Origin of the sequence: Vulcanisaeta moutnovskia 768-28, assembly GCF_000190315.1 — an archaeon.
GTDB classification, from domain to species: Archaea; Thermoproteota; Thermoprotei; order Thermoproteales; family Thermocladiaceae; genus Vulcanisaeta; species Vulcanisaeta moutnovskia.
Genome location: NC_015151.1, coordinates 410,454 through 433,358 on the forward strand (window position 1 = coordinate 410,454; position 22,905 = coordinate 433,358).

Consider the following 22,905-nt stretch of genomic DNA (forward strand, 5'->3'; position numbering starts at 1 on the left):
TTACTTACTGGAACAGTTAGATATTAATGTTATGTAAGCAAGGTCTTCAAGAACCTCAGCCCTATTAAGTGCTTCATACGGTGTTGAACCTAGTGTGACTAATCCATGATTCCTTAGAATCACAGCGGTCACGCCCCTTCTAGACACTGCCTTACTAACGGCATTGGCCAACTCAGCACTTCCAGGTTTCAGGTAAGGCACCTCAACAACTTCACCAACGTATGATATCGCCTCACTAAGTGATAGGTCAATCTTAAGACCGGCTCTGCTTAATGCCAATATATTGGGTGGGTGAGTATGAAGTATAAACTTAGCATCATTCCTAGCCTTATAAATACCTACGTGCATCCTCCACTCACTGCTGGGATTGCTGCCGGATATGATTGTTCCATCAAGCCTAATCTTGACGATGCTCTGCGGCTTTATGAGTATCTTTGGCATCGATGTCGGTGTTATCAAAACCTCATCATTACTCAACCTAGCACTGGCATTTCCGCCAAGTAGGTCTACGAGTTTTCTTGCATATGCTAATCTAAAGATCTCAACAAGTGATCTTCTTAATGATGTTTCGTTCATATAAAGACGGTATATTATTAGGGTATAAAAATATGTTCTAAATATAGTTAAAACGTATAAGTACATGGCCATATAATAAAGGATTGATGGGGTATATCGATGCCCATACACACATTGTATTTAAGGAAACAATAACTGAGGAATTACTTAACTTTGCATTAAGGGAATGGGGTGCGCCCCGTGAGACGGTACTAATGGGTGTTAAGGACGTTGTTAAGATACTTGATGATGCGAATATTGATTATGTAGGTATTATGGCATTTCCATCGAGAAAGCTGGGTATTGCCAAGGAGGATTATGCAATAAGGGTAATAAACGCAGTTAGGGATTACGCGGATAGATTTGCGATAATAGGTGGTGTGGAAGCTAATGAGTTGTCCATAGAGGATACTAGGCACTGGCTTGAGAGACAGTATGAGGCGGGTATTAGTGCAATTAAGGTTCATCCACCGCACATGTGGCTGAAACCGAACGCATACAGGCCGGAGGAGGGTGGATTAAGGCAGCTTGAGATTATTTATCAATTCGCAGTAGATCATGGATTGCCGGTCTACATACATACGGGTACGAGCGCATTCTCAAGGGCCAGGAATAAATATGGAGATCCAATATTCGTTGATGATGTCGCTGTGGATTTTCCAAGACTAACGATTCTCGTATCGCATGTAGGTAGACCGAATTGGATTGCTACAGCATTTCAATTAATCAGGATAAGACCAAACATTTTAGCTGATCTTTCAAGTATACCTCCTAAAAGGATACTGGACTACATACCAAGACTCTCTGAAATAAGTGATAAATCAATATATGGGAGTGACTATCCAGGACCTGGCGTCCATGATATAAAGGCAAATCTGCAGGAATTCCTAAATATATCAATGTCGAAGGAAGTGATAAAGAAGATAGTTGATGATAATCCAAGAAGGGTTCTGAAGCCGTTATCAAGAAATAGATAGAGCATGAGTAAAGGTAATTTAAGGTTTAAAAATACTATGAAGAAGTATTTATCTTGCGGGGGTGCCCGAGCCTGGTCAAAGGGGGCGGACTCAAGATTATAAGTGAGATATCCGCTGGCGAAGGCCTGCGTGGGTTCGAATCCCACCCCCCGCACCAAAAACTGAAGTTGCTTTTCGCGGTGCTGTGCGCCTTAATTTAATTATGTTAGTTCGTACTTATTTCACTATCTCTATTGTTAATACTATCGTACTTTTAGTTCAAACCTTTATCTTTAAATATGGCCTTTAATAATATTTCAATCTTAATATTCACATAATACTTAAAAAGTTCTCAAAGAATATATTACCTAATGACAGATTTTATACTCCAAGCAACTACGTCCATATCCAGTGCCTTGTCCAGTATGTTGAGTGAGTTAATTCTTGCTATACCATCGATAATACTCTTCATAATAATAGCACTAATAGGTTATGCAATAGCCGTTGTTGTAGCCAGGGTAATTAAAAAGCTCCTGCCATCATTGATCAAGCAGGCTGGTTTGAGCCCTGAGATTGTTGGTATTATTGCTGGTGCCGTTGAGGCCTTCATAATTCTGATAGCGCTTGCTATAGCCTTCTCAGTGTTGAGTCTTGGACCTGCCACGGTTTGGGTTGCAATGATCGCTAAGTACCTGCCATCGCTTGCCGGTGCCATTATATTGCTGACACTGGGCTTATTACTTGTTGACTTATTGGTCGACTATATGCAGAAGAAGATGGGTATTACAGATGAGTTACTTGCAACGATAATTAATGTACTTAGGTTCGGTCTTTACGCAGTGATAATAACGATAGCGGCTAACCTAGCCATTTTCTATTGGATACCTAACATAAGCCCATACCTATTCTACGATATAATAATAGCATCGATAATCCTACTATTCAGCTTCAGCATCGTTAATAAGGCAATTAACGACATTAGTAAGGAACACCCAGAGATGAAGGATATACTTGGCTATGCGAGGTTAATACTTTACGCAATATTCATACTAGTCACTGTGGCCATAATCGTGCAGCCCTTCGCTAACATAACACAGATAATATACGCTATGGCATGGGGTCTAGCAATTGCCTTTGGCATAATAGTAATACCGTTAATTTATGCTCTCGCTAAAAAGATTGTGCAGACATAATAGAATCGATGAATTTTACTCCATTAAAAATCTTCATTTTTTATTCTTGGTAATACACTAATCCTATTCTGAAGTTCTATGTATATTTTTATCCAATCAATCCTGAATATTATGAAGGCTAATGCTGTAAATGTAATTGCCATGATTATCTGGAACGTGGTTAGGCCAATGCTTGGTCTTAATATGCCGTATAATGATGAGAAGAGGAGAAGTTCTATTGGTATTTCTATTGAACTCTTTATTATTTTACCAATGAGTACGTACGCATTTAATCTTAATGGACTTATTAATGCAGCCCCGGTGCCTATGTATAGGTAATCATCAAGGGGCAATCCCGGTAATGCAGCCAAGATTATTACTAGTATCCATAATGGCGCCTTATTAGATAATAGTATTATTAGTTTCACGGCGCTGGTTCGTTTGAGGGGTCTTCGTAATGCATAGCCTAGAATGTATGATACGTTCTTAGAGACTGTCGCACCTAATGCCGTTATAATAATTGCTAAGGCTATATATAGGGTCGATGCTTTAGTACTAAGTAAGGTTAGTGATGCGTACACTGTATATGCCTCACCGAAGAATGGCACTGCATTACTTATGAAGCTTACGAATAAATCCATTATTAATATTGGTATTATATTCATTTACCAGGATTAAGTTTGAGTTGCTTTTAGGCTTTTTATTGAGAATACAGCAACACCTACCGCAAGTGCTATTAATGCGATCCCCACGGCAAGGGGTACTGTGTTATAACTTATTGGTTGATTAGGCGCAACATTTAATGAGGCATTACTTGCATTTATTGGTACTATGCTCGATATCGTGAATGAAATACTACAGGAATTCGTTGAGGAAGCCAATTCATAAAGAGCCTGTGAATATGAGGCTGCTAGTTCATAGAGTTGCAATGCGGCTGTTAGGTCATTAATATTACCGGTTGAATTATACCTGGTTAGGTAGTAGTTGCCGAAGTCTATGTATGATACTGCAAGCATGGGGAATAAGCCGCACCTATTCTCTGCCTCATATGTATTGAATATTGCTAGCTCCTTGACGTAATCCGTAACATTAACCAGATACCCAGTGTTTATTTCTCCGTTTATTATCGGCGTAAATAATAGATGTAGCATGGCGTCATTACTCGATATAACATCAAGACTTTGCGCAAGAGCTAGTGGATAGAGGCCATTTTGGTAATTATTTTGTGCTTCCTGAACCTCTTGAGTTATTGAATTCATACCCTGAAGAACACTAGATACTCCAACCGCACTTGATAATGAGAGTGTGTACTCGGTTATTGATTGTGCATATACCAGGTACATGCTTGTTAAATCCTCAAGGTAAAACTCTGATAATGGTGCTCCACCCTTTATTGCATTCAGTACTGCTAACCAATCACCCAGTGTCTCTATCCTAGCCTTCGCATAAGCCAAGTTACTTATTGCGTCACTGATATCATTACTTGATAAGTCCTGAGCCGCGGCACTCAATGATTGTTGTGCATCAAAGATCCTATCATATATTCCAATTATTATATCTATGTTGGCTGTAGTCACGTTATAATGCTGTAGTGTATTTTCATAGTTCTGTAATTCAATGTTCAATTGATTAAGTAACCCACTTAGCTGCTGGCTTGTATAGTTCTGCATTTCGTCTTGGTAATAATTAATTAATCCCTGAAATCCAAGACTTGCTGCGGTATAGTACATGCTCTGATTTCCGTAATTAATCGCCTTCTTAATGTAATTAGTGACATTAGGATCTGTGGAGTTAATGGCACCCGTGCTAATTATCCTATCGTATATCCTCATCCATAGGAATTCCGTAACATTGACATAAGCCTGATTCTTAAGTACTTGTGTTGATACTGATGGTATTGAGAGATTGGCACCCGTGAAGTAATAAATGGCTTGTCTAACATCCATTACGGGTATTACATCAACACCTAAACTCTTTCCATAACTTATTAAGTTAATCACCTGACCACTACTGGTCTGATATATTTGTTGTCCATACGGTATCAACACTATTTCATAACCCTCCTGAGCCGCTGCCTCAATCTTGGACGGTAAGCCACCCACTGGACCTATTGAACCGTCGGGTAATATCATGCCGGTCATCACAACATCAGGATTTAACGTGTGATTCGTTATTAATGCCCACATTGCGACCGTCATATAGCCACTTGCTGATGGACCACCAATTTCGAGGGTTGTTGGTTCAACGTTTATTAAGAAATTGTACTCGTTAAATGGTTGATTTGCTAAGTATGTGGCGACCAATGCGGCTATTTGGGATGATGATAAGAACGTACCACTTTCAGCAGTTGGTAGTGGGCTTGAGGCAACATATACATAACCTGAGCCTGGTTTTATTGCCGTTATTGTTATATTTATAATAGCACCACTATTGTTTGAGGACACAGCTAATGCATGCACAGTCAATGACCTAGTATATACGACGATTTGCTGCCACTCATCTGCCAATCCAATTATTAACGAACTTAGTACTAGGACCAACGCCATCAGTATTATGATACTTACTATCTTAAGGTCTTTGACCATACAATGTGATGATGCTCCCTTGATTAATAAAACTTACACACTTCACTAATCGAATTAATTTAAATGAGTAATTGTAAATTCTCACGCTAATAGTGATATTAACACGGCCTTAGCCGTGTGCAGCCTATTCTCCGCCTGATCCCAAACTACACTTTGTGGCCCATCAATAACATCATCAGTAACCTCCTCACCCCTATGTGCGGGTAGGCAGTGCATGAAGACAGCTTGAGGACCTGCCTTCCTCATTAATTCAGCATTGACTTGATAGGACCTAAATACCTTCTTCCTCTCCTCGGCCTCAGTCTCCATACCCATACTAACCCAAACGTCCGTATACACCGCATCAACCCCTCTCACGTCCTCAGTATTATCACTAATCATGATATTCGCACCAGTCCTCCTCGTATCTTCCGTAAGCAACTCAGCAAATTTAGTGGGCCAGTACTTTCTAGGTGATATTATCCTAACCTCCCAACCAAGTTTAGCGCCTATTATCATTAGAGAGTGGGCAATGTTATTATCACCATCACCAACAAAAGCAATTCTTAATCCCTCAAGTCTGCTCCTTACTTCCCATAGGGTTAATGCATCTGCCAATGCCTGTAATGGATGCTCTTTATCGCTCAAGGCATTTATAACAGGTACTACGGCGTACTTAGCCATCTCGATTAATGACTCATGCTTATACACCCTGGCTGCGATGGCGTCCACGAACCTATCAACAACCCTCGCGGTATCCGCAATGGTCTCTCCACGGCCTAGCTGAAGCTCCTGCGGATTTGAGTAAATGACATGCATTCCCAACTGAGTTGCAGCCGCATCAAGACTTACCCTGGTTCTCGTACTTGGTTTTTCAAAGATCATTAAGAGAGTCCTGCCCCTCAGTATATCGTTATACCGCTCACCTTGGTAATACCTTGATTTAAGGTCTCTGGAGAGGTTTAGTAAGTACTTGATTTCATCGGTTGTGTAGTCCATAAGTGTTATGTAGTCCCTACCCTTGAGTGCTCTTACGTTTGTCACGGTAATGTATTATTGATAGGGGTTATTAAAGCATGACCTCACGGCGTTAAGTTTTTATAGTAAGTGCTTTGTCATGTGTCGTGGCTAGGAATAGGGATGAGGTACTTAAGGTTCTTGAGAATTGGGGAGATTCAGTAACAAATAAGATACTTAGTAATGAGGAACCTGTTCTTGAAATACCATCACGAACATTAAGTAATACTATATGGGACTCTAAGAAGAAGATGCTTGTACTTGGTCCAGAAAAACTAAAGAGGAGATTCCTCGATCTTAAGGAATCTAAGAGGTTCATGCAGACAATGCTAATGCTTAGGCTTATTGTTCAAGCGATTAGGGAGGGTGTTTACCCAACAATAAGGGATCTCTACTATAATGGTAAACATACGATGGAGTTTAAGGCGGACATAATCAATAAGGTTATTAGGGAGAACACATGGGATGAACAGTCAGAATCAAATGCTGTTATTGAGGATATTGAAGTAGCCACTGGAATGCTCAGGGAGGAGATGGGGCTTTCAGCTGATGTTAAGGGTAAGGTCGTGGGCCCAATAATTGTAAGGTCTAAGGGGTTTGAGATAGATGCAACAAAGCTTGGTGATACTGCGTTAAGTCTTCCGCCGAATCCTGATGATCTCGATATTGTTAAGGTCGAGGCCAATTACGTATTAGTCATAGAGAAGGATGCAATATTTCAGAGGCTTAATAGGGAGGGTTTCTGGAATAAGGAGAGTTGTTTATTAATTACGGCTAAGGGTATGCCTGATAGGGCTACCAGGAGGTTTGTTAGGAGACTTAATGAGGAGTATGGATTACCCATCTATATATTGACTGATGGCGATCCATACGGGTGGTATATATATAGTGTCTATAAGAGTGGTTCGATAAAGCTTAGCTACGAGAGCGATAGGTTGGCAACCCCTGAGGCTAAGTTCGTGGGTGTTACGGCAACGGACATACGTACTTATAAGATAAGCGATGAATATGTGATAAAGGCTACGGATAGGGATTTGAAGAGGGCTCAGGAGCTCATTAGGTATCCCTGGTTCCAGAGTGACCATTGGAAGAAGGAAATTGAGCTTTTCCTAAGAACTAAGAAGAAGGTTGAGATTGAGGCTTTATCAACACATGGTTTGAGGTTTCTTCATGATTACTTAACTGATAAGATTCATGGTGGTAAGTTTATTGATTAAGCCCAATTAATGCAGGAATAATGATTTTAAATGCGCAATTAGGCTATGCCGTATAATGCTAATTGATAATTATGGAAGACCTTGGTTGAAACTCAGGATTGTGGTGAACAGCGTATGTAATTATAGATGTATTTTCTGCCACTTTGAGGGTCAGGGCAAATTTCTAAGTAGGGAGTTAAGTGCTGAGGATATTGGTTTCGTGACTTCTGTGGCCAAGGATTTAGGTGTTGATGATTTCAAGATAACTGGTGGTGAGCCATTACTGCGTAAGGACATTGTAAAGGTCGTAGACGAGATTAGCAGGATTGGTCCTAAGGATCTTTCGTTAACGACAAATGGGTATTTCCTTGATATATATGCTGAGGATTTGCTTTCTCATGGTTTACGTAGATTAAATATATCGCTCCACTCATTAGATAGAAGGAAGTACAGTTTCATAACTGGTGTTGATGCCCTGAATAAGGTTCTTGAGAATATTGATTACGTGAGTAAACTGGGCTTTAGGCAGATAAAACTGAATGTTGTTGCCTTAAGAGGATTGAACACAAATGAAATACCAATGATGATAAGATTCGCCGCTAAGTATGGCTTCGTCCTTCAATTAATAGAGTTGATGCCCATGGGCGAGGGCTTTCCCGTATTTGCCAGATATTATGACGACCTAAGCGATATAATAAATTGGTTAAATAAGCATGGTAAATTACTAGGAACGAGGAAGGACCTTCATAATAGGCCGTTATACGAGGTTGATGGCGTTAGGGTTGAGATTGTAAAGAACTATAATAACCCAACGTTCTGCGCAGGCTGCACAACAATGAGGTTAACAAGTGATGGTAAATTGAAGACCTGCTTATATAAGGAACCCGTGGTTGATCTATGGCCATATATAAGAACTAGGGATAGAGAGGGCTTAATGAAGGCTATGATCTATGCAAATTCACTTAGGAAGCCTAATTTTGTAGAGGGTTCATCAGGTGATTTAAGTAGAATAAGGATTAAGGTGCGTATTGGGAACCTCGTGTACTAATACTACGCCTTATTACGTACTTAATGCCCCTATAATTACTTGTAAGTGTCACTGTTATTTCGATGGGAGATAGAACCTTCACTAACTCATTTATTAATTCATTAATTAAGTCCTCGTGATATACAATCCTGCCTTTAAATCCGTCTAAGTATTCCCTAAGACTATTCAATTCTATATAGATACACTCATTATTGCGACATAACGGCTTATAATCTATTTCAAGGTTGTAATTATCAACACTATGATCCACCGGACATATTGCTGAGAACGTGGTTTCAATGTGCACATTATCTACGGGTCCCGCCCTTATTGTAATACTCATTAAATGGGCATTGTATTCTCAATATTTATGCATATCGATCTCTCAGTGCATAATTTCCTAATAACTGCCCTTAACTTATCAAGTTCATTCTCATTTATCCACACTTTAATAATCTCATTATTACCAGACATAAAGGTAATGGACCAGGTGTTGAACCTAGGTATTGAGGGTATTGGTATTAATCTCATGTTTATAATTCTAACAGTATTAATTACGGGCCTTATCCTCACCCTAGTTATTTGAAATAATGATAATTCAATCCTCTCGGAACCCCTTAGGGCTATGAATCGATCTGCATACATTATCACCTCATTCCTCTTAATGGCTTTCTTGGCAGCAACCATTATTAACGCAATGAATATTGGTGGTAATGATACGAGTACTACATCAATTATTGATTGAGTTATTATGAAGATGACTATGGCGCCAATAAGCATGAGAGTTATTACAATGCCCGCATATAAATTAATGATGTATGCTGGATCCTCAATGACATGCCAGAGTGGCCTATTCATTTAAGGAAATAAGAAACGTTAAATTATAAGGCTTATTCCATGAATTCGCTTACACCGGTCTTATTCACTGGCATTCTCCAGTCGATACCAAGGGTTCTCATGGAAATCCTGGGAACTATTGGCATCTTCCTCTTATGCTCAGTATTCAATACCCTACGCCATACGGTCTGTACAAGCTCGATAGGCTTGCCCGTGGCCTCAGCCGCCTGTTCGGTGTTCATCCTATAATCAATAAGTGCATGCAAAATTACATCAATGTCCTCATACTTCACTCCAAGCTCACCCTCAGCCGTCTGATCCTCCCAAAGCCTTGGGCTTGAAGGCTTGAAGGCAATGCTATCCGGCAAGCCCAGGTACTTACCTAGGTACCTAACCTGTGTCTTGTATAGGTCACCTATTGGTAATATGTCGACGCCACCATCGCCATACTTCGTGAAGTACCCAATTAACAATTCGCTCTTATCTCCAGTACCAACCACGACCTTGTTAAATCTATTGGCAAAGTAATAAAGTATGGTCATCCTAATCCTTGGAAGGAGGTTTCCGGTCGCTATTTTATCACTTTCATCAAACACAGGTATTGACTCAACGAAGGCATTTCTTATTTTACCAATGTCTATATAGTAATACTTGATCTCCAGGTTTTCAGCAACATACTTAGCATCCCTTATATCCTCAGGTGGCGTTGTTTTATATGGTAGTATTAAGCCAATAACGTTATCCTTACCCAATGCCTTAACGAGTAGGTATGCCGTAACGCTGGAATCAACACCACCGCTAAGACCTATAATGGCACCGGTGGCCCCTGAATCCTTAACATATGACCTAATGAAATCAATTATTCTCTGTGTTACGTAATCATAATCAATGCGTACTAGGTTTTCAAGTGTTATTCTAGGCACATGGGTTCAGTCATTAATGACTTATATTGCTTACTCATTTTACAAAATGGAGTTTGTATTTTTAATTCCCCGCGCTCATTATTAATTAATGCTTAGGATACACCTGCTTCAATATAGCAGTAAGTTGGGTGACGTGGACTTTAACCTGGGCAGGTTAATTAAGGCCATGGAAACACTCTGTGTAGGTGATGGGGCAGATCTAATAGTGACGCCGGAGCTTTACTTACCAGGTTACATGTCTAAGGATATGTTCTTCCAAATTGCCGAGCCGATAAGTGGCAAGACCATTACGAAATTAGCCATGGAGGCTAGAAGGAGAAATTGTCACGTGATTGCTGGATTTGCTGAGAGGGATGAGGATACTCACGTACTTTATAATACAGCAGTTGCCGTAGGCCCTAATGGAGTATTAGCAGTATATAGGAAGAGGCATTTACCATCGTATGGCATATTTGATGAGTATAGGTATTTTGGGATTGGCAAGGGTGACATACCCGTTATTAATATTAACGGACATAGAGTTGGGATAGCGATATGCTATGATGCTTTCTATCCAGAGGTTTCGAGGGTTATGATGCTTAGGGGTGCCGAGGTTCATGTATACATAAGCGCCGCACCCGATATGTCTAGACTTCATTTTGAAACATTCATGATAGCTAGGGCACTGGAGAACGTGGCATACACAGTCTATGTTAATACGGTTGGGCAGTATGATGGACTTGGATTCTTTGGAGGTAGTCACGTAGTTAATCCACTAGGTAATGTTCTCATTAAGGCTAAGTATTACGAAGAGGATGTGAAAACTATTGAGGTAGATCCGAGTGATATTGCTAATTATAGGAGTCATAGGCCAATACTTAAGGACCTTGATCCAAGTGATGTGGATCTCGTAGTAAAGGCACTCACTGAGTACTTAAATCCAAAACTACCAATAATCAAGGCTAAAGAGAAGGAGGTAACGACAGTCAGTAATTATTAATACATACAATGAAATACTAATTCAATTTTTAAATAATAGTACTAATTCATTACTTTAGTTGATTAATTATCTCTATTAATGCATCACCGAATTCCTTAGTACCTAATGGTTGAACACCCATGAACCTGGCCAGGTCCTGAGTAACCTTCTTCTGGTTAATGGCCTCTGTTATCGCCCTATCAATTAAGTCTGCAGCCTCCCTCCAACCCATAAACCTGAGCATTAACTCACCAGCCCTAATTATACCCGTTGGATTAGCCACATTCTTACCAGCGTACTTAGGCGCTGTACCATGCACTGCCTCGAACATGCCGCCAGTATCACCAACATTCGCGCCACCAAGTACTCCAATATCGCCTATGAGGGCTCCAGCGGCATCACTTATGTAATCACCATTTAGGTTGGGCGCCAGTATTACGTCGTAACTCTCAGGTCTTGTGATTATCTGCTGGAACATGTTATCGGCAATTCTATCATTAACGAGTAATTTACCAGGTGGTACTTTACCACCATACTGCTTATTCATCTCCTCCTCAGTAACTATGTAATCCCTAAATTCCTTAAGGGCTACTTCGTAGGCCCACTCCCTGAAGGCACCCTCGGTGTATTTCATGATATTGCCCTTATGCATTATTGTTACGGACCTCCTCTTATTCTCAATGGCGAACTTAAGGGCAAACCTAGCAACTCTCTGTGTCTTATACTTACTGATGGGTTTAATGCCTATTCCAGTGTCATCCTCAAGTTCCACCTTTAATTCCTCCTTAAGAAACTTCCTCAACTTAACGGCCTCCGGACTATCCCAACTCCACTCAATACCCCTGTATAGATCATCAGTGTTCTCCCTAATGATCACTAGATCAACCCTCTCAGGGTGTTTAAGTGGTGATTCTAAGCCAGGCATGTACTTAACAGGCCTGACATTGGCATATGCATCCAGGAGCATCCTAATGGCCACGTTTATTGACCTCCAACCACCGCCAATCGGTGTCTCCAGTGGTCCTTTCAGGATGACCCTGTACTTCGTGATGAGGTTTATGGTCTCCTCCGGGAATCTATTACCGTATATCTTCTCAGCCTCTTCACCTGCATAGGCCTTAACCCACTTAATCTCTCTTGAGCTGCCGTAAGCCCTTTCAACGGCCTTATTAATTACCTTAATAGCCACATTCGTTATTTCGGGTCCTATTCCATCACCTTCAATATAAAGAATTAGTGGCTTATTGGGGACATTCCAGATACCGCCCTGAACCACGATTGGTTCCCCATCCTCCGGTATCTTAATCCTAGATGCCATCTCTATTTACGTAATTACTACGTTTTTAAATCTTTCAATAATCGAGGAATAATGTGAGTAGAGGAGGACCAACATTATACATTACTGGTCTTGGACTAAGCCCTAGGAATATTACAACTGAAGCGTTAGAGGTCATGAGGCTCGTCGATGTGGTTTTCCTGGAAACCTATACGTCAAAGGGTCCCGTAGAATTCATGAACTATTTGAGAAGTATTAGGAATGATTTAATCCTAGTTTCAAGGGAGGACCTAGAGAATAGGAATGGTGATGTCATAATGAGGGAGTTAGAAAGGGGGCATGATGCTGCACTTCTTGTTTTTGGTGATCCCATGATAGCCACGACACATGCGGCAATTGCCGTAATTGCCAAGAGACATGGCTTTAATGTTAAGATTGTGAATTCAGTAAGCATAGTTTGTGCATTACTTAGTCAGCTTGGTTTATCACCGTATAAACTGGGTTCCATAGCCACAGTGACCTACCCTAGAATGGGCGTGCTTAGTACTAGGGCTTACGATGTGTTGGGCGACAATCTTAAACGTGGGCTGCACACGATATTATTACTTGATATTCGGGATGATGAAGGCTTTATGAGTGCTAATGAGGCGGTTGATATACTCAGGAGGTTAGAGGAGGAGAGGAAACTAGGCATTGTTAATGAGAGGTTGTTGGTTATTTATGTGGCTAGGCTGGGCTGGGTTGATCATAGGATTGTCGTTTCCACAGTAAATAATGTGCCCGATATTGGTGATACTCCACATACTATCGTCATACCTGGGTTATTAAATCCCGTGGAGGTTGACTATTTAGTCCATGTGTTAAATGCGAGTAAGGATTTCGTTGATAATCATCAAAGATTTATTCATAGTCTTACTGTGGAAAATAAATGATTGTTCATAATTATTCCTTGAAATTTCTTAAGTTACTCGGTAGATTTATTGATATTTTTCGGAATATAGTTTATAAGGAACTGAATTTCACAATCCTTGTGAAACTGAATAATGTATTTATCGCGAAAGGCATAGAGCAAGGCCTTAAGTGGTTTATTACCTATTCGTTGATTACGCTACTGAGTATATACACGATTATTATTACGAGAAGATCACTCATAAAGCTATTCCATGAGCGCATAAATGCAGTAATACTGAGGTATAGGGATGAAATCGACGATCCATAACTCATCAATGAGGTACATTCCTACGGAATATTACTGTGCCATTATCCTTTCTCCTAATCTCTACAACCCTATGATAGGGTATATACGTTTCCCTACCGTCCTTACTTACGAACATAAATCCATCCCTACTTATCACGGTTATCCTAGATAATTCCAGAACCTCCTCATTGTTAGGTGATCCTCTTGATATGTAGATGAGCACGTAATTGTCTAACTGGTTAGTCCACTTTAATTTATTGAGTATATCCCTTATAGTTACCACAATCATTTTGGAAGGAGGAGCATTATTATTTAATACTGACTATGCAATGAAATCTTAATTAAGTAGTCGATCTAGCGATTAGTGATGGTCGGTCCCTGCGTATTCATAAGTAGGAGTAACTTACCCTCAATAATATACACAGAGCTCAATAAGTTACCAGTGGAGATTAGGATGTGGAAAGAGACAGGACCTATGTGGGGTAAACAAGCATCACCACCAAGAGAGGTTTGGATTGACGTGTTTAAGAATTGTGTTGGTGCCATTGTGACTTTAGGCGATGTCATTGATAGATCCCTACTTAATGAGGCAGAGAAGTTGTTTGTGATTAGTACGTATAGCGTTGGTGTTGATCACATAGACGTTAAGGCAGCCACCGAGAAGGGAATTTACGTAACGCATACACCTGAGGTGCTTGTTGAGGCCGTGGCTGACCTGGCAATGGGCCTATTAATAGCACTGGGCAGGAAGATAGTCCTGGGCGATAGGCTTGTCAGAATAGGCGGTATATATGATAAATGGGGTTGGCTTCTCGGAACTGAGATTCATAATGCCACATTGGGTATAGTGGGTTTAGGTAATATTGGTACGGCATTGGCCAGGAGAGCCAAGGCATTTGATATGAAGGTTATTTATTGGTCAAGGACTAGGAAACCACACATAGAATTTGCACTCGGTATTGAGTATAGACCCCTTGAGTCAGTACTTAGTGAGTCAGACTTCGTGGTAATAACAATAGCCGCAACTCCAGAGACCAGACACTTAATTAATGAAGAGCGAATAAGGCTCATGAAGAAAACTGCCTACCTAATAAACGTGGCTAGGGGCGACATTGTGGATACCAATGCCTTAGTTAAGGCACTTAAGGAAGGTTGGATAGCAGGTGCCGCATTAGACGTGTTTGAGGAGGAACCCTTACCAAGCACGCACGAATTAACTAAGTTTGATAACGTTGTATTAACGCCACACATAGGGTCTGCGACTTATGAAACAAGGGAGAGAATGGCGGAAATCGCGGTTAGAAACCTCATTAATGTATTAATGGGAAAAAGACCCCTTTACTTAGCTAATCCTGAGGTTCTCTCAATTAGACCATTACAGGCCTTGATATGAGTTATGGTGAATAGCATTTATTAGTTTAGGCATAGATCACTAAGAAATAATTATGGAGTCATATAATGTGGCAAGATTAAGGAAAGTTACGAAGAATAATAGGCCAATTCCGGATAATAAGCATTTATGGGCTGCAGTAGCTGTTATTTATAATCCCTGCCTTAATGCAATCCTCATAGGTAAGCGAACGGAGAATCCGACGGATCCATGGAGTGGCGATGCGGCATTCCCTGGCGGTAGATTTAATCCAAGTAAGGATAACGATTTAGTGGAGACTGCGATTAGGGAGGCCAGGGAAGAAGTGGGGCTTGACCTTATTAGGGATGCCGATTTATTGGGTGTTTTAGATTTTTTCTCACCAAGTAATGCACCGAACATTAGTGTGGCGCCCGTAATATTCTCGCTAAGGGATTGTAATCCTAAATTAACGATAAATAAAACCGAACTATCAAAGGTATTTTGGCTAAGGATTGATGACATTACCAAGCATGTTAATATAAATGTTAATATAAAGGGTTTTCCAAGACCTGCAATAATTATGGAAGACGTAATAATATGGGGCATGACTTACAGAATACTACGCAGATTACTGAAAGAGGCCTTCAGCATAAACCTACCAAAGGATCCAAGAGACATTGACTAGGTGCTTCCATGAATTATCTAGGCTCGCACACCATTATTAACCGTAATGGTGAACCCTCAGCTCCTCTGATCTTAAGTGGCATGAATATGAATAATCCCTCACCATTCTTGCATGTACTTAATGCACTATCTAGGTTAGTAACGCCCTCAATTATGTATATGCCATTTGACAGTAATTTATAATGCACGTAGGCAACATCATCCTTAGGAACTCTGGGTGGGTATGGATAACCCTCCTTACCCGGCCAACCAGCTATACTCAGTGCCTCAATACCCACAACTCTAATTTCCTTGCTTACTAAGTAATCGGCTCCGGATCTATCCAAATATGGCCAATTATAGAGGAATTCCTCAGTACCCCAGGCTTTAGAGAAGCCTGTGTAGAGCATTACTGCGTAATTACGCTTTATCTTATCATCGAATCTCCTCAGGTCATCCACAGTGATGGCTTCACCATATCTCTTGTAACTTAGGTCAAGTACTACGCCGTAAGTCATGAAATCCATTAATGGTAATGACTCTGCAGTTAAGCCATTTGGTACGAAATGTCGTGGTAAGTCTATGTGTGTACCACTGTGTAACCCTGCAGATATTTTTGATAGTGTTGATTCACCGTAACTTCTCCCAACCTTAATGTACTCATGCATAAAGGGTGGGTCACCAGGGTAAGTGGGCATTCCATTATATAGTTCGTGGGTTAGGTCTATTAGTATGAGTTTCTTACTCATTAACTGATTAATTAACTCCTTTAGGGTTTGCGACATACCGTGCTAATTATATACTATGGACTTAATACGCATTTCCTCTAGTGGCTCAATAACCTATATAGTGATTAAACCCCTTAGAGTGTTTAAACATGATTTAACGATTATTAATGAATTGAAAACACTACACATATCTGGTTTATTAAGAGGAATACATCCATGACCATTGATGAAGGCCGTTACGGTAATTCCATTGGTTAAGGATTCATTGGCATTAAGGGATATGCCTAAGCCATCACCAAAGCGATACCAAGTCCTATTGAGCCCAATTGAGGTAGGTGTTTGTGGTACTGATAAGGATATCATTGAGGGAAGGTACGGTGCGCCACCACCGGGTGAGGAGTACCTTATCCTTGGTCATGAGTCTGTGGCTGAGGTTGTTGAGCTTGGTGACGATGTTGATAACGTGAGTGTCGGTGACATAGTCGTACCAACAGTAAGGAGACCGACAACGTGCACCCTACCAATAACTGAGGTGGATTACTGCCCAAGAGGTACATATGCGGAGCACGGCATATGGTACTTGCACGGATTCGCCACTGAGTTCGCTGTAACGGATTCCCAGTACCTTGTTAAGGTACCTAAGGAGGCCATCGACGTTGCTGTGCTTACGGAGCCCCTAAGCATTGTTGAGAAGGGCATTGACTTGGCATTGAGGCTTGGTAAAGCTAGGTTCGAGTCCTGGAGTCCAAGGAGGGTTTTGATAATGGGTGCTGGGCCTATTGGTATGTTGGCATTAATGGTTATGAGACTTAGGGATTTCGCTGACATAACGGTAACAGCTACGAGACCCTACGACAGTCTCAAGGCGAAGCTTGTTAGGGAGATAGGCGCAACTTATGTTAATACGAACATTGATCAAATAAATGGTGATTTCGACATAGTAATTGAGGCAACGGGCTCAACAAGCGCGGCATACGATGCACTAAGGCATCTAGGGGCTGATGGCGTGGCAGTGTTACTGGGGATATATCTAGATAGTAAGAATGTTAATATTAGGCCGTTACTGGATGATTGGAGAAGGAATAAATTAATTATTGGTGCGACCAATGCCAGTATAGGGGCTTTCGAAATGGGTGTTGCGGACCTCGTTAAGGCTAAGTTCGAGTTTGGAGGTTGGGTTAGGAAGTTAATAACTAAGGAGGTAACACTTGATGAGTATGAATACGCATATAACTGGGGTCATGAGGATATAAAGTCCGTGATCCAAATAAGGAGTTTATAAACCACGATTTGACCAGTCCATGATTAGCCTACAATGAGGAATACCTCTTCATTAATAGTTCTCATCTAGATTGATTAAACTTTATTAAGGTTTCAATGATCTAGGAATTAATGGTTCTTAATCTAAGAGTGTTTACGATAGCCTTAATGGTCATCGTTGCTTTCTTAGCATCAATCTTCCTGCTTTCCATCGCTAGTGGTACATCAGCAAAAGCTGACAGCCAGGTGGATCCCAGTGCAGTTAATGTTGCATCGTCAATTAACATTGACATGCCGATCTATGTAGTCGGACCGACGACGTTAGTACAGGGACTTATAAATGCTGGCGTTAATGGATCTCTGATTAAATTAATAACCATAAATCAATTATCAACCTTACCAAACGGTAGTGCTGTGCTTATTGATTGGTCTCTGATTGAACAAAGTCTCATTATTAATAAGAGTGGTATAGTCCAGGTAAATACTAATTCCATAATCTTTAAACTAATTGAGAGATTGATTAATCATGATGATTTAGTAATTATCCATACAACCGATGTATCTAAAGATTTCGTTATTGTAGAGACCCTGGCATTGGCGTGGGCTAGGGCTTATAATGAAAGAGTAGTGGTGTACCCGGCTATTAGTGGTTATTATGTATCGGTCTTTGAAGGTAGGAATGCCTTGGTATTCGGTAGTGGTTATGAGGCTAAGGACGTGGTCGGCATGGTTAATTACTACCAAGGTGTAATTGATGTATGGAGACACAAAGCTGAAATAAGCCAAGCATTATCTCTCGGTATTTATGGACCGTATGGACTGCAAAGTGCGTTATTGACGAACATCGACCCTTGTCAGGAGTATGTTCAGGAGGCTAGTAGCTTGAGTGGTGTGGTCTTTGATTACCAACCCTATTATGGTGGTGTTAGTACCGAAGCTTTCAGTGATGGTAATGGCACCTTCTTCTACGATGCATGCATATTCGTGTTTAATGGGACTGGGGAGCCGTATAAACCAGCCGGTGCTGGACCGTACTATCCCGTAGCTACCGCCGCGTGGATGGCTTATGTGTCATCAAGCACGATTATCAATAATGACGGCTACATAAACTACTTCATAGGTACAATGGACCATAATCCAGGGTGGTTCGATTATCAAAACGGTTATAATTCGTATCTGGGGATACCCGTCAATTCATACCTTGAGTATGAAAGTGGAGCAAAACCGGTATTATCAACATCGCCTAATTATGTTAAGTCATTCACTGTAAACTTTGGGGCTAGTGGTATAGTCATGGCATTACCGGTGGAGTACATCGAATCTCCATCGTCTACGGAGATTATTTACAAGAATACGGCACCGACTACTAATACTGCTGTGGTTAACAATACCTGGTGGTTTTACATGGGTGGTAACCAGCAGGCTAATCAAGCCTACATGGTTGCCTTTGCAGAGGACGCTGATGAGTGGGTGTTACCACAAGGCCTCAACACCCAGCAAAAAGCCACATTCTACAATGAACTTGGCATTAACCTAGTAACTTCTATTCGAGACATCCCATGCACCGAGTGGATTTACAACTACGAAATAATCTGGGCAAAGCTATTATGGGTACTCCAATACAATCCAGGTGCATTGTCACAAGTAAATCATAATGTTTCCATGCTGAGTTCACAAAGTCCATACGCCATAACGGGGATTTCATCACGCACAGTGTATATACCGTATATTTGTGGCGGTTAAACGCTGTTCATGATGACCATGGCTAATAAGTTAGATATAAGTTAAATAACGGTCCCGAATAGCCTGGCTTGATGAGCATTAGGTTAAGGCTACCTATGTAATACAGAGACGATATGGTTACAGACACAGTGGAGCATAGATATTATACCGCAATCATTACATGAAGTGGCAATCTATGTAGGTAAATTATTAACTCGGACGTAACATACGGACAATATATAGCATCATCATGGCTGAAATCATGACTGAATTGTTAGGAAGTATTTTCTAGCCCTTTTGTAAGTTTAGTGATTTTACTTTTAGTATTGTCATTGGATTAAGAGTAATCCACGAATTCATCCTCACGGAAGAAGAATCTAATTTCTCTTTCAGCTTCCTTAGGACTATCACTTGCATGCACTAGGTTGAATAACGCCCTCTTCTCTAGGTTCGCCAGGTCTGGGCTATCCACTGAGTAGTCTCCTCTAATTGTGCCTGGTGGTGATGAGTATGGTGTTGTTGAGCCGACGATCTTCCTAACAACTTCAACGGCTCTATTGCCTTCGAGAGCCATTACGACTATTGGACCCATTGATAGGTAGTCAGCGAGCCAACCCCTAATTATCTTCCCAATCTCCACTGGATCGTCAGTGCCCAAATCAACCTTTGGATCCTTCCCAATCTCTGAGTAGGACTTCAGGGACTTACTACCCACTGAGCGTAGCCAATTCTCGTCACTTGGGTAGAACTTGGCTGCCCCCTCCTTGCTTAGCCTTATCATTTTCATGGCAATAATCCTTAATCCAGCTCTCTCGAACCTGTTGATTATTTCTCCAATCAATCCCTTTTTAACGGCATCCGGCTTTACTATTACCAGTGTTCTCTCAATCATATTACGAATCGATAACACTAATGCTCTTTAAAGTTTTATGATCCTAGGGAAGTAAAGCTTAATGGGGCAATTGATTTAGGAACTTGATGAGTGAGTCCAGTAGGTTATATGGAGAGGCACAGAGGGTTCTTGTTGGTGGTGTTAATAGTCCTGTTAGGGCCGCGATTAAGCCATACCCGTTCTTTGTGAAGGAAGGTAAGGGTCCATATCTCTTTACTGTGGATGGTTATCGATTGATAGATTACGTGCTTGGTTACGGTCCATTAATTCTCGGTCACTCCCCAGAGCCTGTTGTTAAGCAAGTGATGGAGCACCTAGGCAAAGGCTGGCTTTATGGAGCACCAACGGAGGTTGAGGTAGCGCTAGCGAAGAAAATAGTGGTTCATTTTCCAAGTATAAAGAAGGTTAGGTTTGTTAATAGTGGTGGTGAGGCCGTCTCAGCAGCGATTAGGTTAGCACGTGGATATACTAAACGCAGAAAGATATTGAAGTTTGAGGGTTGTTATCATGGTGCCATTGATTACGTGCTAGTTAAGGCAGGTAGTGCGGCAGCGCATTTTGGAACTCCTTCATCGGCCGGAGTACCTGAGGATGTAGCTAAATTAACTCTTGTGGCTAAGTACAATGATTTAGATAGTGTGGAAGGAATAATGAGGAACGAGGGTAATGATGTTGCCGCAATAATTGTTGAACCTGTAATGGCTAATTATGGGGTAATACCACCCAGGGAGGGTTTCCTGAAGGGACTTAGGGAAATCGCGGATAAGTACGGAGCCTTATTAATACTTGATGAGGTGGTCACTGGCTATAGACTTGGCCTTGGTGGTGCTCAGAGATATTACGGCGTTAGTGCCGACATAACTACACTGGGCAAGATAATTGGCGGAGGATTCCCAGTGGGTGCTGTGGGCGCTCGTGATGAAATAATGGAATTATTATCACCAAAGGGCCCCGTTTTTAATGCCGGTACATTTAATGGACACCCAATATCAATGGTTGCTGGGTTAGCCACTATAGAGGTTCTTGAAACCACGAATGCCTATGATATTGCTATTAACGCATCACGTAGGTTAGCTGAAGGGCTTAATGACATACTTAGTAGACTAGGTATTGACCATGTGATTAATTGGGTACCAACCATGTTACAGGTATTCTTCACTAGGGGTGAAGTTATTGACCATGAAACAGCCAGTAAATCAAATGCAAAGCAGTACCTTAAGCTCCACGAGGAGTTATTGAAGCGTGGAATCTTCATAGCGCCCAGCCAGTTTGAGGCTGTTTTCACGAGTTCAAGCCATACCACTGAAATAATTGAGGAGACATTAAGGCACATGGAGGATGCTGCTAAGGTCCTTAAGCAGGTCTAATTGTCATTTTCCTTTACTACTTCCATTAAATAACTCCTTAATTTCTTAACGGTAGTCTCATCACCTACTTCCGCGTACCTCCTCATATTTTCTAAATAGTTATGCATGATCTTCTTAACCAAGGACCTACTCATGGCATCAATAATGGCCTCAACATTATCACTCCTTCTTAATGCATTTAGCGTCTCCTTAACTTCCTCCTCCCTGATATTCTCAACAAACCTCATAACATCCCTAATTACCTCATCAGCATCACTACGCATAATTAATCTCATTATTCTCTCAGTCTCATTATTGATCTCCGACAGTTTCTCCATTATATTGCTCCTACCATTAACATACTTTAGATAGGGTTCCCTCAAATCCTCAAGCCTAATAATCCTGACATGACCGTTGCCCTGCACCTTAATGGCACTTGGAGTTGAAACATCAATTACCAGGTTTGGCAGTGAATAGTCAGTTGCATTGAGGTTAATTAGTGGTGATTGTACTGACACTGCAGTAATTAGTATGTCGTATTTATTAGACGTTAGTTCACTCATTAATGATTCAAGACCCAATAGCCTTATTGAGTTTCCAAATTCATACCTAAGTTTATCCAGAGTCCTATTTATGACTGTTATGTTACTATAACCGCTCTTAATAAGCTCCCTAGCAATACCCCTGGCAACCTCACCACCACCAATGATAAGCACATTACTGTCCTTACTTATACTCCTTATTATGTAGTCCGACAGGAACTTCACGAATGATATATCGTAAAGATCATACTTACGCCTAAAATTCTCCCCAAACCTAATTGCTGATTCAAACAATATCCTTAGCCTTAATGACGGTTTACCTACACCATAAGCCCTCTTAACCTGGGACAGTATCTCCCTTTCTCCTAAAAACATCGAGTCGAGGCCTGCCGTTACTAATAATAAATGCTTAACGGCATCTAAATCATAGAGAATCCTAGGCTTAATCCCAGCCCTCTCATTAATTAACTTAATTAGTATATCCTCATCCTCATCCCCATCTAGGTAAAACTCAATCCTGTTGCAAGTCTCTAGTGCTATTACTGAGTCATAGAATTTATACAACTTAACTAATTCATCATTTGTGAAATAGGCCTTAGCTAATGTATTGAGGTCGTAATCCCGATAAGTCATTACCAATGCCTTAACCTTAACCATTCATAATCATCAAGCATTAAATATAATACTAATTTAAGCATTGTTTCAGGTGACAACGTAAAATA

The 22,905-nt window shown here is 40.9% G+C and carries 24 protein-coding genes and 1 tRNA gene; 13 read left to right on the forward strand and 12 right to left on the reverse strand.

The genetic code is table 11. The annotated features are described in order from the left end of the window. Positions 1-576, reverse strand: a complete 576-nt coding sequence (locus tag VMUT_RS02215) for a class II aldolase/adducin family protein (RefSeq protein WP_013603798.1) — start codon at positions 574-576, stop codon at positions 1-3. 86 nt (positions 577-662) lie between these two features. On the opposite strand from VMUT_RS02215, the gene VMUT_RS02220 reads away from it, so the two are divergent. The 3 genes from VMUT_RS02220 to VMUT_RS02230 all read left to right on the forward strand — a co-directional run bounded on the left by VMUT_RS02220 (position 663) and on the right by VMUT_RS02230 (position 2,704). Next, a complete protein-coding gene (locus VMUT_RS02220; RefSeq protein ID WP_013603799.1) occupies positions 663-1,532 on the forward strand; it encodes an amidohydrolase family protein in 870 nt (289 codons plus the stop codon). A gap of 55 nt (positions 1,533-1,587) precedes the next feature. Then, a tRNA-Leu gene (locus VMUT_RS02225) sits at positions 1,588-1,689 on the forward strand. A 193-nt stretch (positions 1,690-1,882) separates the two neighbouring features. Further along, on the forward strand, positions 1,883-2,704 hold the full coding sequence (locus tag VMUT_RS02230; RefSeq protein WP_048056821.1) for a mechanosensitive ion channel family protein: 822 nt from the start codon (positions 1,883-1,885) through the stop codon (positions 2,702-2,704). 23 nt (positions 2,705-2,727) lie between these two features. On the opposite strand, the gene VMUT_RS02235 is transcribed toward VMUT_RS02230, so the two are convergent. The 3 genes from VMUT_RS02235 to argF all read right to left on the reverse strand — a co-directional run bounded on the left by VMUT_RS02235 (position 2,728) and on the right by argF (position 6,291). Next, positions 2,728-3,348, reverse strand: coding sequence for a hypothetical protein (locus VMUT_RS02235; protein WP_013603801.1), 621 nt, complete (start codon positions 3,346-3,348; stop codon positions 2,728-2,730). Positions 3,349-3,357: 9 nt separating this feature from the next. Next, complete coding sequence (locus VMUT_RS02240; protein WP_013603802.1) at positions 3,358-5,268, reverse strand: S16 family serine protease; 1,911 nt, start codon at positions 5,266-5,268, stop codon at positions 3,358-3,360. Positions 5,269-5,349: 81 nt separating this feature from the next. Beyond that, positions 5,350-6,291: an ornithine carbamoyltransferase gene (gene argF, locus VMUT_RS02245; RefSeq protein WP_013603803.1), complete on the reverse strand. Its 942-nt coding sequence runs from the start codon at positions 6,289-6,291 to the stop codon at positions 5,350-5,352. Between the two features lie 80 nt (positions 6,292-6,371). On the opposite strand from argF, the gene VMUT_RS02250 reads away from it, so the two are divergent. Continuing rightward, positions 6,372-7,481 carry a DNA topoisomerase IV subunit A gene (locus VMUT_RS02250; protein WP_013603804.1) on the forward strand — a complete coding sequence of 370 codons (1,110 nt, stop codon included), beginning with the start codon at positions 6,372-6,374 and terminating at the stop codon, positions 7,479-7,481. A 55-nt stretch (positions 7,482-7,536) separates the two neighbouring features. Then, on the forward strand, positions 7,537-8,508 hold the full coding sequence (gene moaA / locus VMUT_RS02255; RefSeq protein WP_013603805.1) for a GTP 3',8-cyclase MoaA: 972 nt from the start codon (positions 7,537-7,539) through the stop codon (positions 8,506-8,508). On the opposite strand, the gene VMUT_RS02260 is transcribed toward moaA, so the two are convergent. The 3 genes from VMUT_RS02260 to VMUT_RS02270 are packed head-to-tail and all read right to left on the reverse strand — an operon-like array spanning position 8,477 to position 10,247. Further along, on the reverse strand, positions 8,477-8,830 hold the full coding sequence (locus tag VMUT_RS02260; protein ID WP_048056822.1) for a hypothetical protein: 354 nt from the start codon (positions 8,828-8,830) through the stop codon (positions 8,477-8,479). The two genes, moaA and VMUT_RS02260, sit on opposite strands and share 32 nt — an antisense overlap. Continuing rightward, on the reverse strand, positions 8,830-9,345 hold the full coding sequence (locus VMUT_RS02265; protein ID WP_013603806.1) for a hypothetical protein: 516 nt from the start codon (positions 9,343-9,345) through the stop codon (positions 8,830-8,832). The genes VMUT_RS02260 and VMUT_RS02265 overlap by 1 nt, the downstream gene beginning before the upstream one ends. Before the next feature lie 32 nt (positions 9,346-9,377). Further along, on the reverse strand, positions 9,378-10,247 hold the full coding sequence (locus tag VMUT_RS02270; protein WP_013603807.1) for an NAD+ synthase: 870 nt from the start codon (positions 10,245-10,247) through the stop codon (positions 9,378-9,380). An 88-nt stretch (positions 10,248-10,335) separates the two neighbouring features. On the opposite strand from VMUT_RS02270, the gene VMUT_RS02275 reads away from it, so the two are divergent. Continuing rightward, on the forward strand, positions 10,336-11,226 hold the full coding sequence (locus VMUT_RS02275) for a carbon-nitrogen hydrolase family protein (protein ID WP_013603808.1): 891 nt from the start codon (positions 10,336-10,338) through the stop codon (positions 11,224-11,226). 49 nt (positions 11,227-11,275) lie between these two features. Here VMUT_RS02275 and VMUT_RS02280 read toward each other — a convergent pair whose 3' ends face one another. Further along, positions 11,276-12,523, reverse strand: coding sequence for an NADP-dependent isocitrate dehydrogenase (locus VMUT_RS02280; RefSeq protein WP_013603809.1), 1,248 nt, complete (start codon positions 12,521-12,523; stop codon positions 11,276-11,278). A gap of 53 nt (positions 12,524-12,576) precedes the next feature. On the opposite strand from VMUT_RS02280, the gene dph5 reads away from it, so the two are divergent. Together dph5 and VMUT_RS12590 are read left to right on the forward strand one after the other, a co-directional pair. Then, positions 12,577-13,413, forward strand: coding sequence for a diphthine synthase (gene dph5 / locus VMUT_RS02285; RefSeq protein ID WP_013603810.1), 837 nt, complete (start codon positions 12,577-12,579; stop codon positions 13,411-13,413). A 98-nt stretch (positions 13,414-13,511) separates the two neighbouring features. After that, entirely contained in the window at positions 13,512-13,700 is a 189-nt protein-coding gene (locus VMUT_RS12590; protein WP_148224630.1) for a hypothetical protein, read from the forward strand. Positions 13,701-13,704: 4 nt separating this feature from the next. Here VMUT_RS12590 and VMUT_RS02295 read toward each other — a convergent pair whose 3' ends face one another. Then, positions 13,705-13,968 carry a DUF504 domain-containing protein gene (locus VMUT_RS02295; RefSeq protein WP_013603811.1) on the reverse strand — a complete coding sequence of 88 codons (264 nt, stop codon included), beginning with the start codon at positions 13,966-13,968 and terminating at the stop codon, positions 13,705-13,707. Positions 13,969-14,046: 78 nt separating this feature from the next. Between VMUT_RS02295 and VMUT_RS02300 the strand changes: the two genes are divergently transcribed. Both VMUT_RS02300 and VMUT_RS02305 read left to right on the forward strand, forming a co-directional pair. After that, positions 14,047-15,072: a 2-hydroxyacid dehydrogenase gene (locus VMUT_RS02300; RefSeq protein ID WP_013603812.1), complete on the forward strand. Its 1,026-nt coding sequence runs from the start codon at positions 14,047-14,049 to the stop codon at positions 15,070-15,072. A gap of 67 nt (positions 15,073-15,139) precedes the next feature. After that, positions 15,140-15,715 (forward strand): NUDIX hydrolase, encoded by a 576-nt coding sequence (locus VMUT_RS02305; RefSeq protein ID WP_237699689.1) that lies wholly within the window; start codon positions 15,140-15,142, stop codon positions 15,713-15,715. 13 nt (positions 15,716-15,728) lie between these two features. Here the strand turns inward: VMUT_RS02305 and VMUT_RS02310 are convergent, their stop codons facing one another. Further along, a complete protein-coding gene (locus VMUT_RS02310; RefSeq protein WP_013603814.1) occupies positions 15,729-16,478 on the reverse strand; it encodes a cyclase family protein in 750 nt (249 codons plus the stop codon). Positions 16,479-16,647: 169 nt separating this feature from the next. Here VMUT_RS02310 and VMUT_RS02315 point away from each other — a divergent pair, with 169 nt between their 5' ends. Further along, positions 16,648-17,703: a glucose 1-dehydrogenase gene (locus VMUT_RS02315; protein ID WP_013603816.1), complete on the forward strand. Its 1,056-nt coding sequence runs from the start codon at positions 16,648-16,650 to the stop codon at positions 17,701-17,703. Between the two features lie 110 nt (positions 17,704-17,813). Further along, positions 17,814-19,424 carry a hypothetical protein gene (locus VMUT_RS02320; RefSeq protein ID WP_013603817.1) on the forward strand — a complete coding sequence of 537 codons (1,611 nt, stop codon included), beginning with the start codon at positions 17,814-17,816 and terminating at the stop codon, positions 19,422-19,424. 316 nt (positions 19,425-19,740) lie between these two features. Here the strand turns inward: VMUT_RS02320 and VMUT_RS02325 are convergent, their stop codons facing one another. Continuing rightward, the gene (locus tag VMUT_RS02325; protein ID WP_013603818.1) at positions 19,741-20,295 is read right to left on the reverse strand and encodes a nucleoside-diphosphate kinase; all 555 of its coding nucleotides are present in this window, start codon (positions 20,293-20,295) and stop codon (positions 19,741-19,743) included. An 86-nt stretch (positions 20,296-20,381) separates the two neighbouring features. Here VMUT_RS02325 and hemL point away from each other — a divergent pair, with 86 nt between their 5' ends. Next, a complete protein-coding gene (hemL, locus tag VMUT_RS02330) occupies positions 20,382-21,662 on the forward strand; it encodes a glutamate-1-semialdehyde 2,1-aminomutase (protein ID WP_013603819.1) in 1,281 nt (426 codons plus the stop codon). Here hemL and VMUT_RS02335 read toward each other — a convergent pair. Beyond that, on the reverse strand, positions 21,659-22,840 hold the full coding sequence (locus VMUT_RS02335) for a glutamyl-tRNA reductase (protein ID WP_013603820.1): 1,182 nt from the start codon (positions 22,838-22,840) through the stop codon (positions 21,659-21,661). The genes hemL and VMUT_RS02335 overlap by 4 nt on opposite strands. Positions 22,841-22,905: the final 65 nt, after the last annotated feature.

Bases quoted from the DNA above. Each gene is read 5' to 3' on its own strand.
- hemL (WP_013603819.1), top strand. From the start codon at position 20,382: ATGAGTGAGTCCAGTAGGTTATATGGAGAGGCACAGAGGGTTCTTGTT.
- VMUT_RS02280 (WP_013603809.1), bottom strand. From the start codon at position 12,523: ATGGCATCTAGGATTAAGATACCGGAGGATGGGGAACCAATCGTGGTT.
- VMUT_RS02310 (WP_013603814.1), bottom strand. From the start codon at position 16,478: ATGTCGCAAACCCTAAAGGAGTTAATTAATCAGTTAATGAGTAAGAAA.
- VMUT_RS02240 (WP_013603802.1), bottom strand. From the start codon at position 5,268: ATGGTCAAAGACCTTAAGATAGTAAGTATCATAATACTGATGGCGTTG.
- VMUT_RS02265 (WP_013603806.1), bottom strand. From the start codon at position 9,345: ATGAATAGGCCACTCTGGCATGTCATTGAGGATCCAGCATACATCATT.
- VMUT_RS02335 (WP_013603820.1), bottom strand. From the start codon at position 22,840: ATGGTTAAGGTTAAGGCATTGGTAATGACTTATCGGGATTACGACCTC.
- VMUT_RS02275 (WP_013603808.1), top strand. From the start codon at position 10,336: ATGCTTAGGATACACCTGCTTCAATATAGCAGTAAGTTGGGTGACGTG.
- VMUT_RS02235 (WP_013603801.1), bottom strand. From the start codon at position 3,348: ATGAATATAATACCAATATTAATAATGGATTTATTCGTAAGCTTCATA.
- moaA (WP_013603805.1), top strand. From the start codon at position 7,537: ATGCTAATTGATAATTATGGAAGACCTTGGTTGAAACTCAGGATTGTG.
- VMUT_RS02295 (WP_013603811.1), bottom strand. From the start codon at position 13,968: ATGATTGTGGTAACTATAAGGGATATACTCAATAAATTAAAGTGGACT.
- VMUT_RS02230 (WP_048056821.1), top strand. From the start codon at position 1,883: ATGACAGATTTTATACTCCAAGCAACTACGTCCATATCCAGTGCCTTG.
- VMUT_RS02320 (WP_013603817.1), top strand. From the start codon at position 17,814: ATGGTTCTTAATCTAAGAGTGTTTACGATAGCCTTAATGGTCATCGTT.
- VMUT_RS02220 (WP_013603799.1), top strand. From the start codon at position 663: ATGGGGTATATCGATGCCCATACACACATTGTATTTAAGGAAACAATA.
- VMUT_RS02215 (WP_013603798.1), bottom strand. From the start codon at position 576: ATGAACGAAACATCATTAAGAAGATCACTTGTTGAGATCTTTAGATTA.
- VMUT_RS02315 (WP_013603816.1), top strand. From the start codon at position 16,648: ATGAAGGCCGTTACGGTAATTCCATTGGTTAAGGATTCATTGGCATTA.
- VMUT_RS02260 (WP_048056822.1), bottom strand. From the start codon at position 8,830: ATGAGTATTACAATAAGGGCGGGACCCGTAGATAATGTGCACATTGAA.
- VMUT_RS02300 (WP_013603812.1), top strand. From the start codon at position 14,047: ATGGTCGGTCCCTGCGTATTCATAAGTAGGAGTAACTTACCCTCAATA.
- VMUT_RS02325 (WP_013603818.1), bottom strand. From the start codon at position 20,295: ATGATTGAGAGAACACTGGTAATAGTAAAGCCGGATGCCGTTAAAAAG.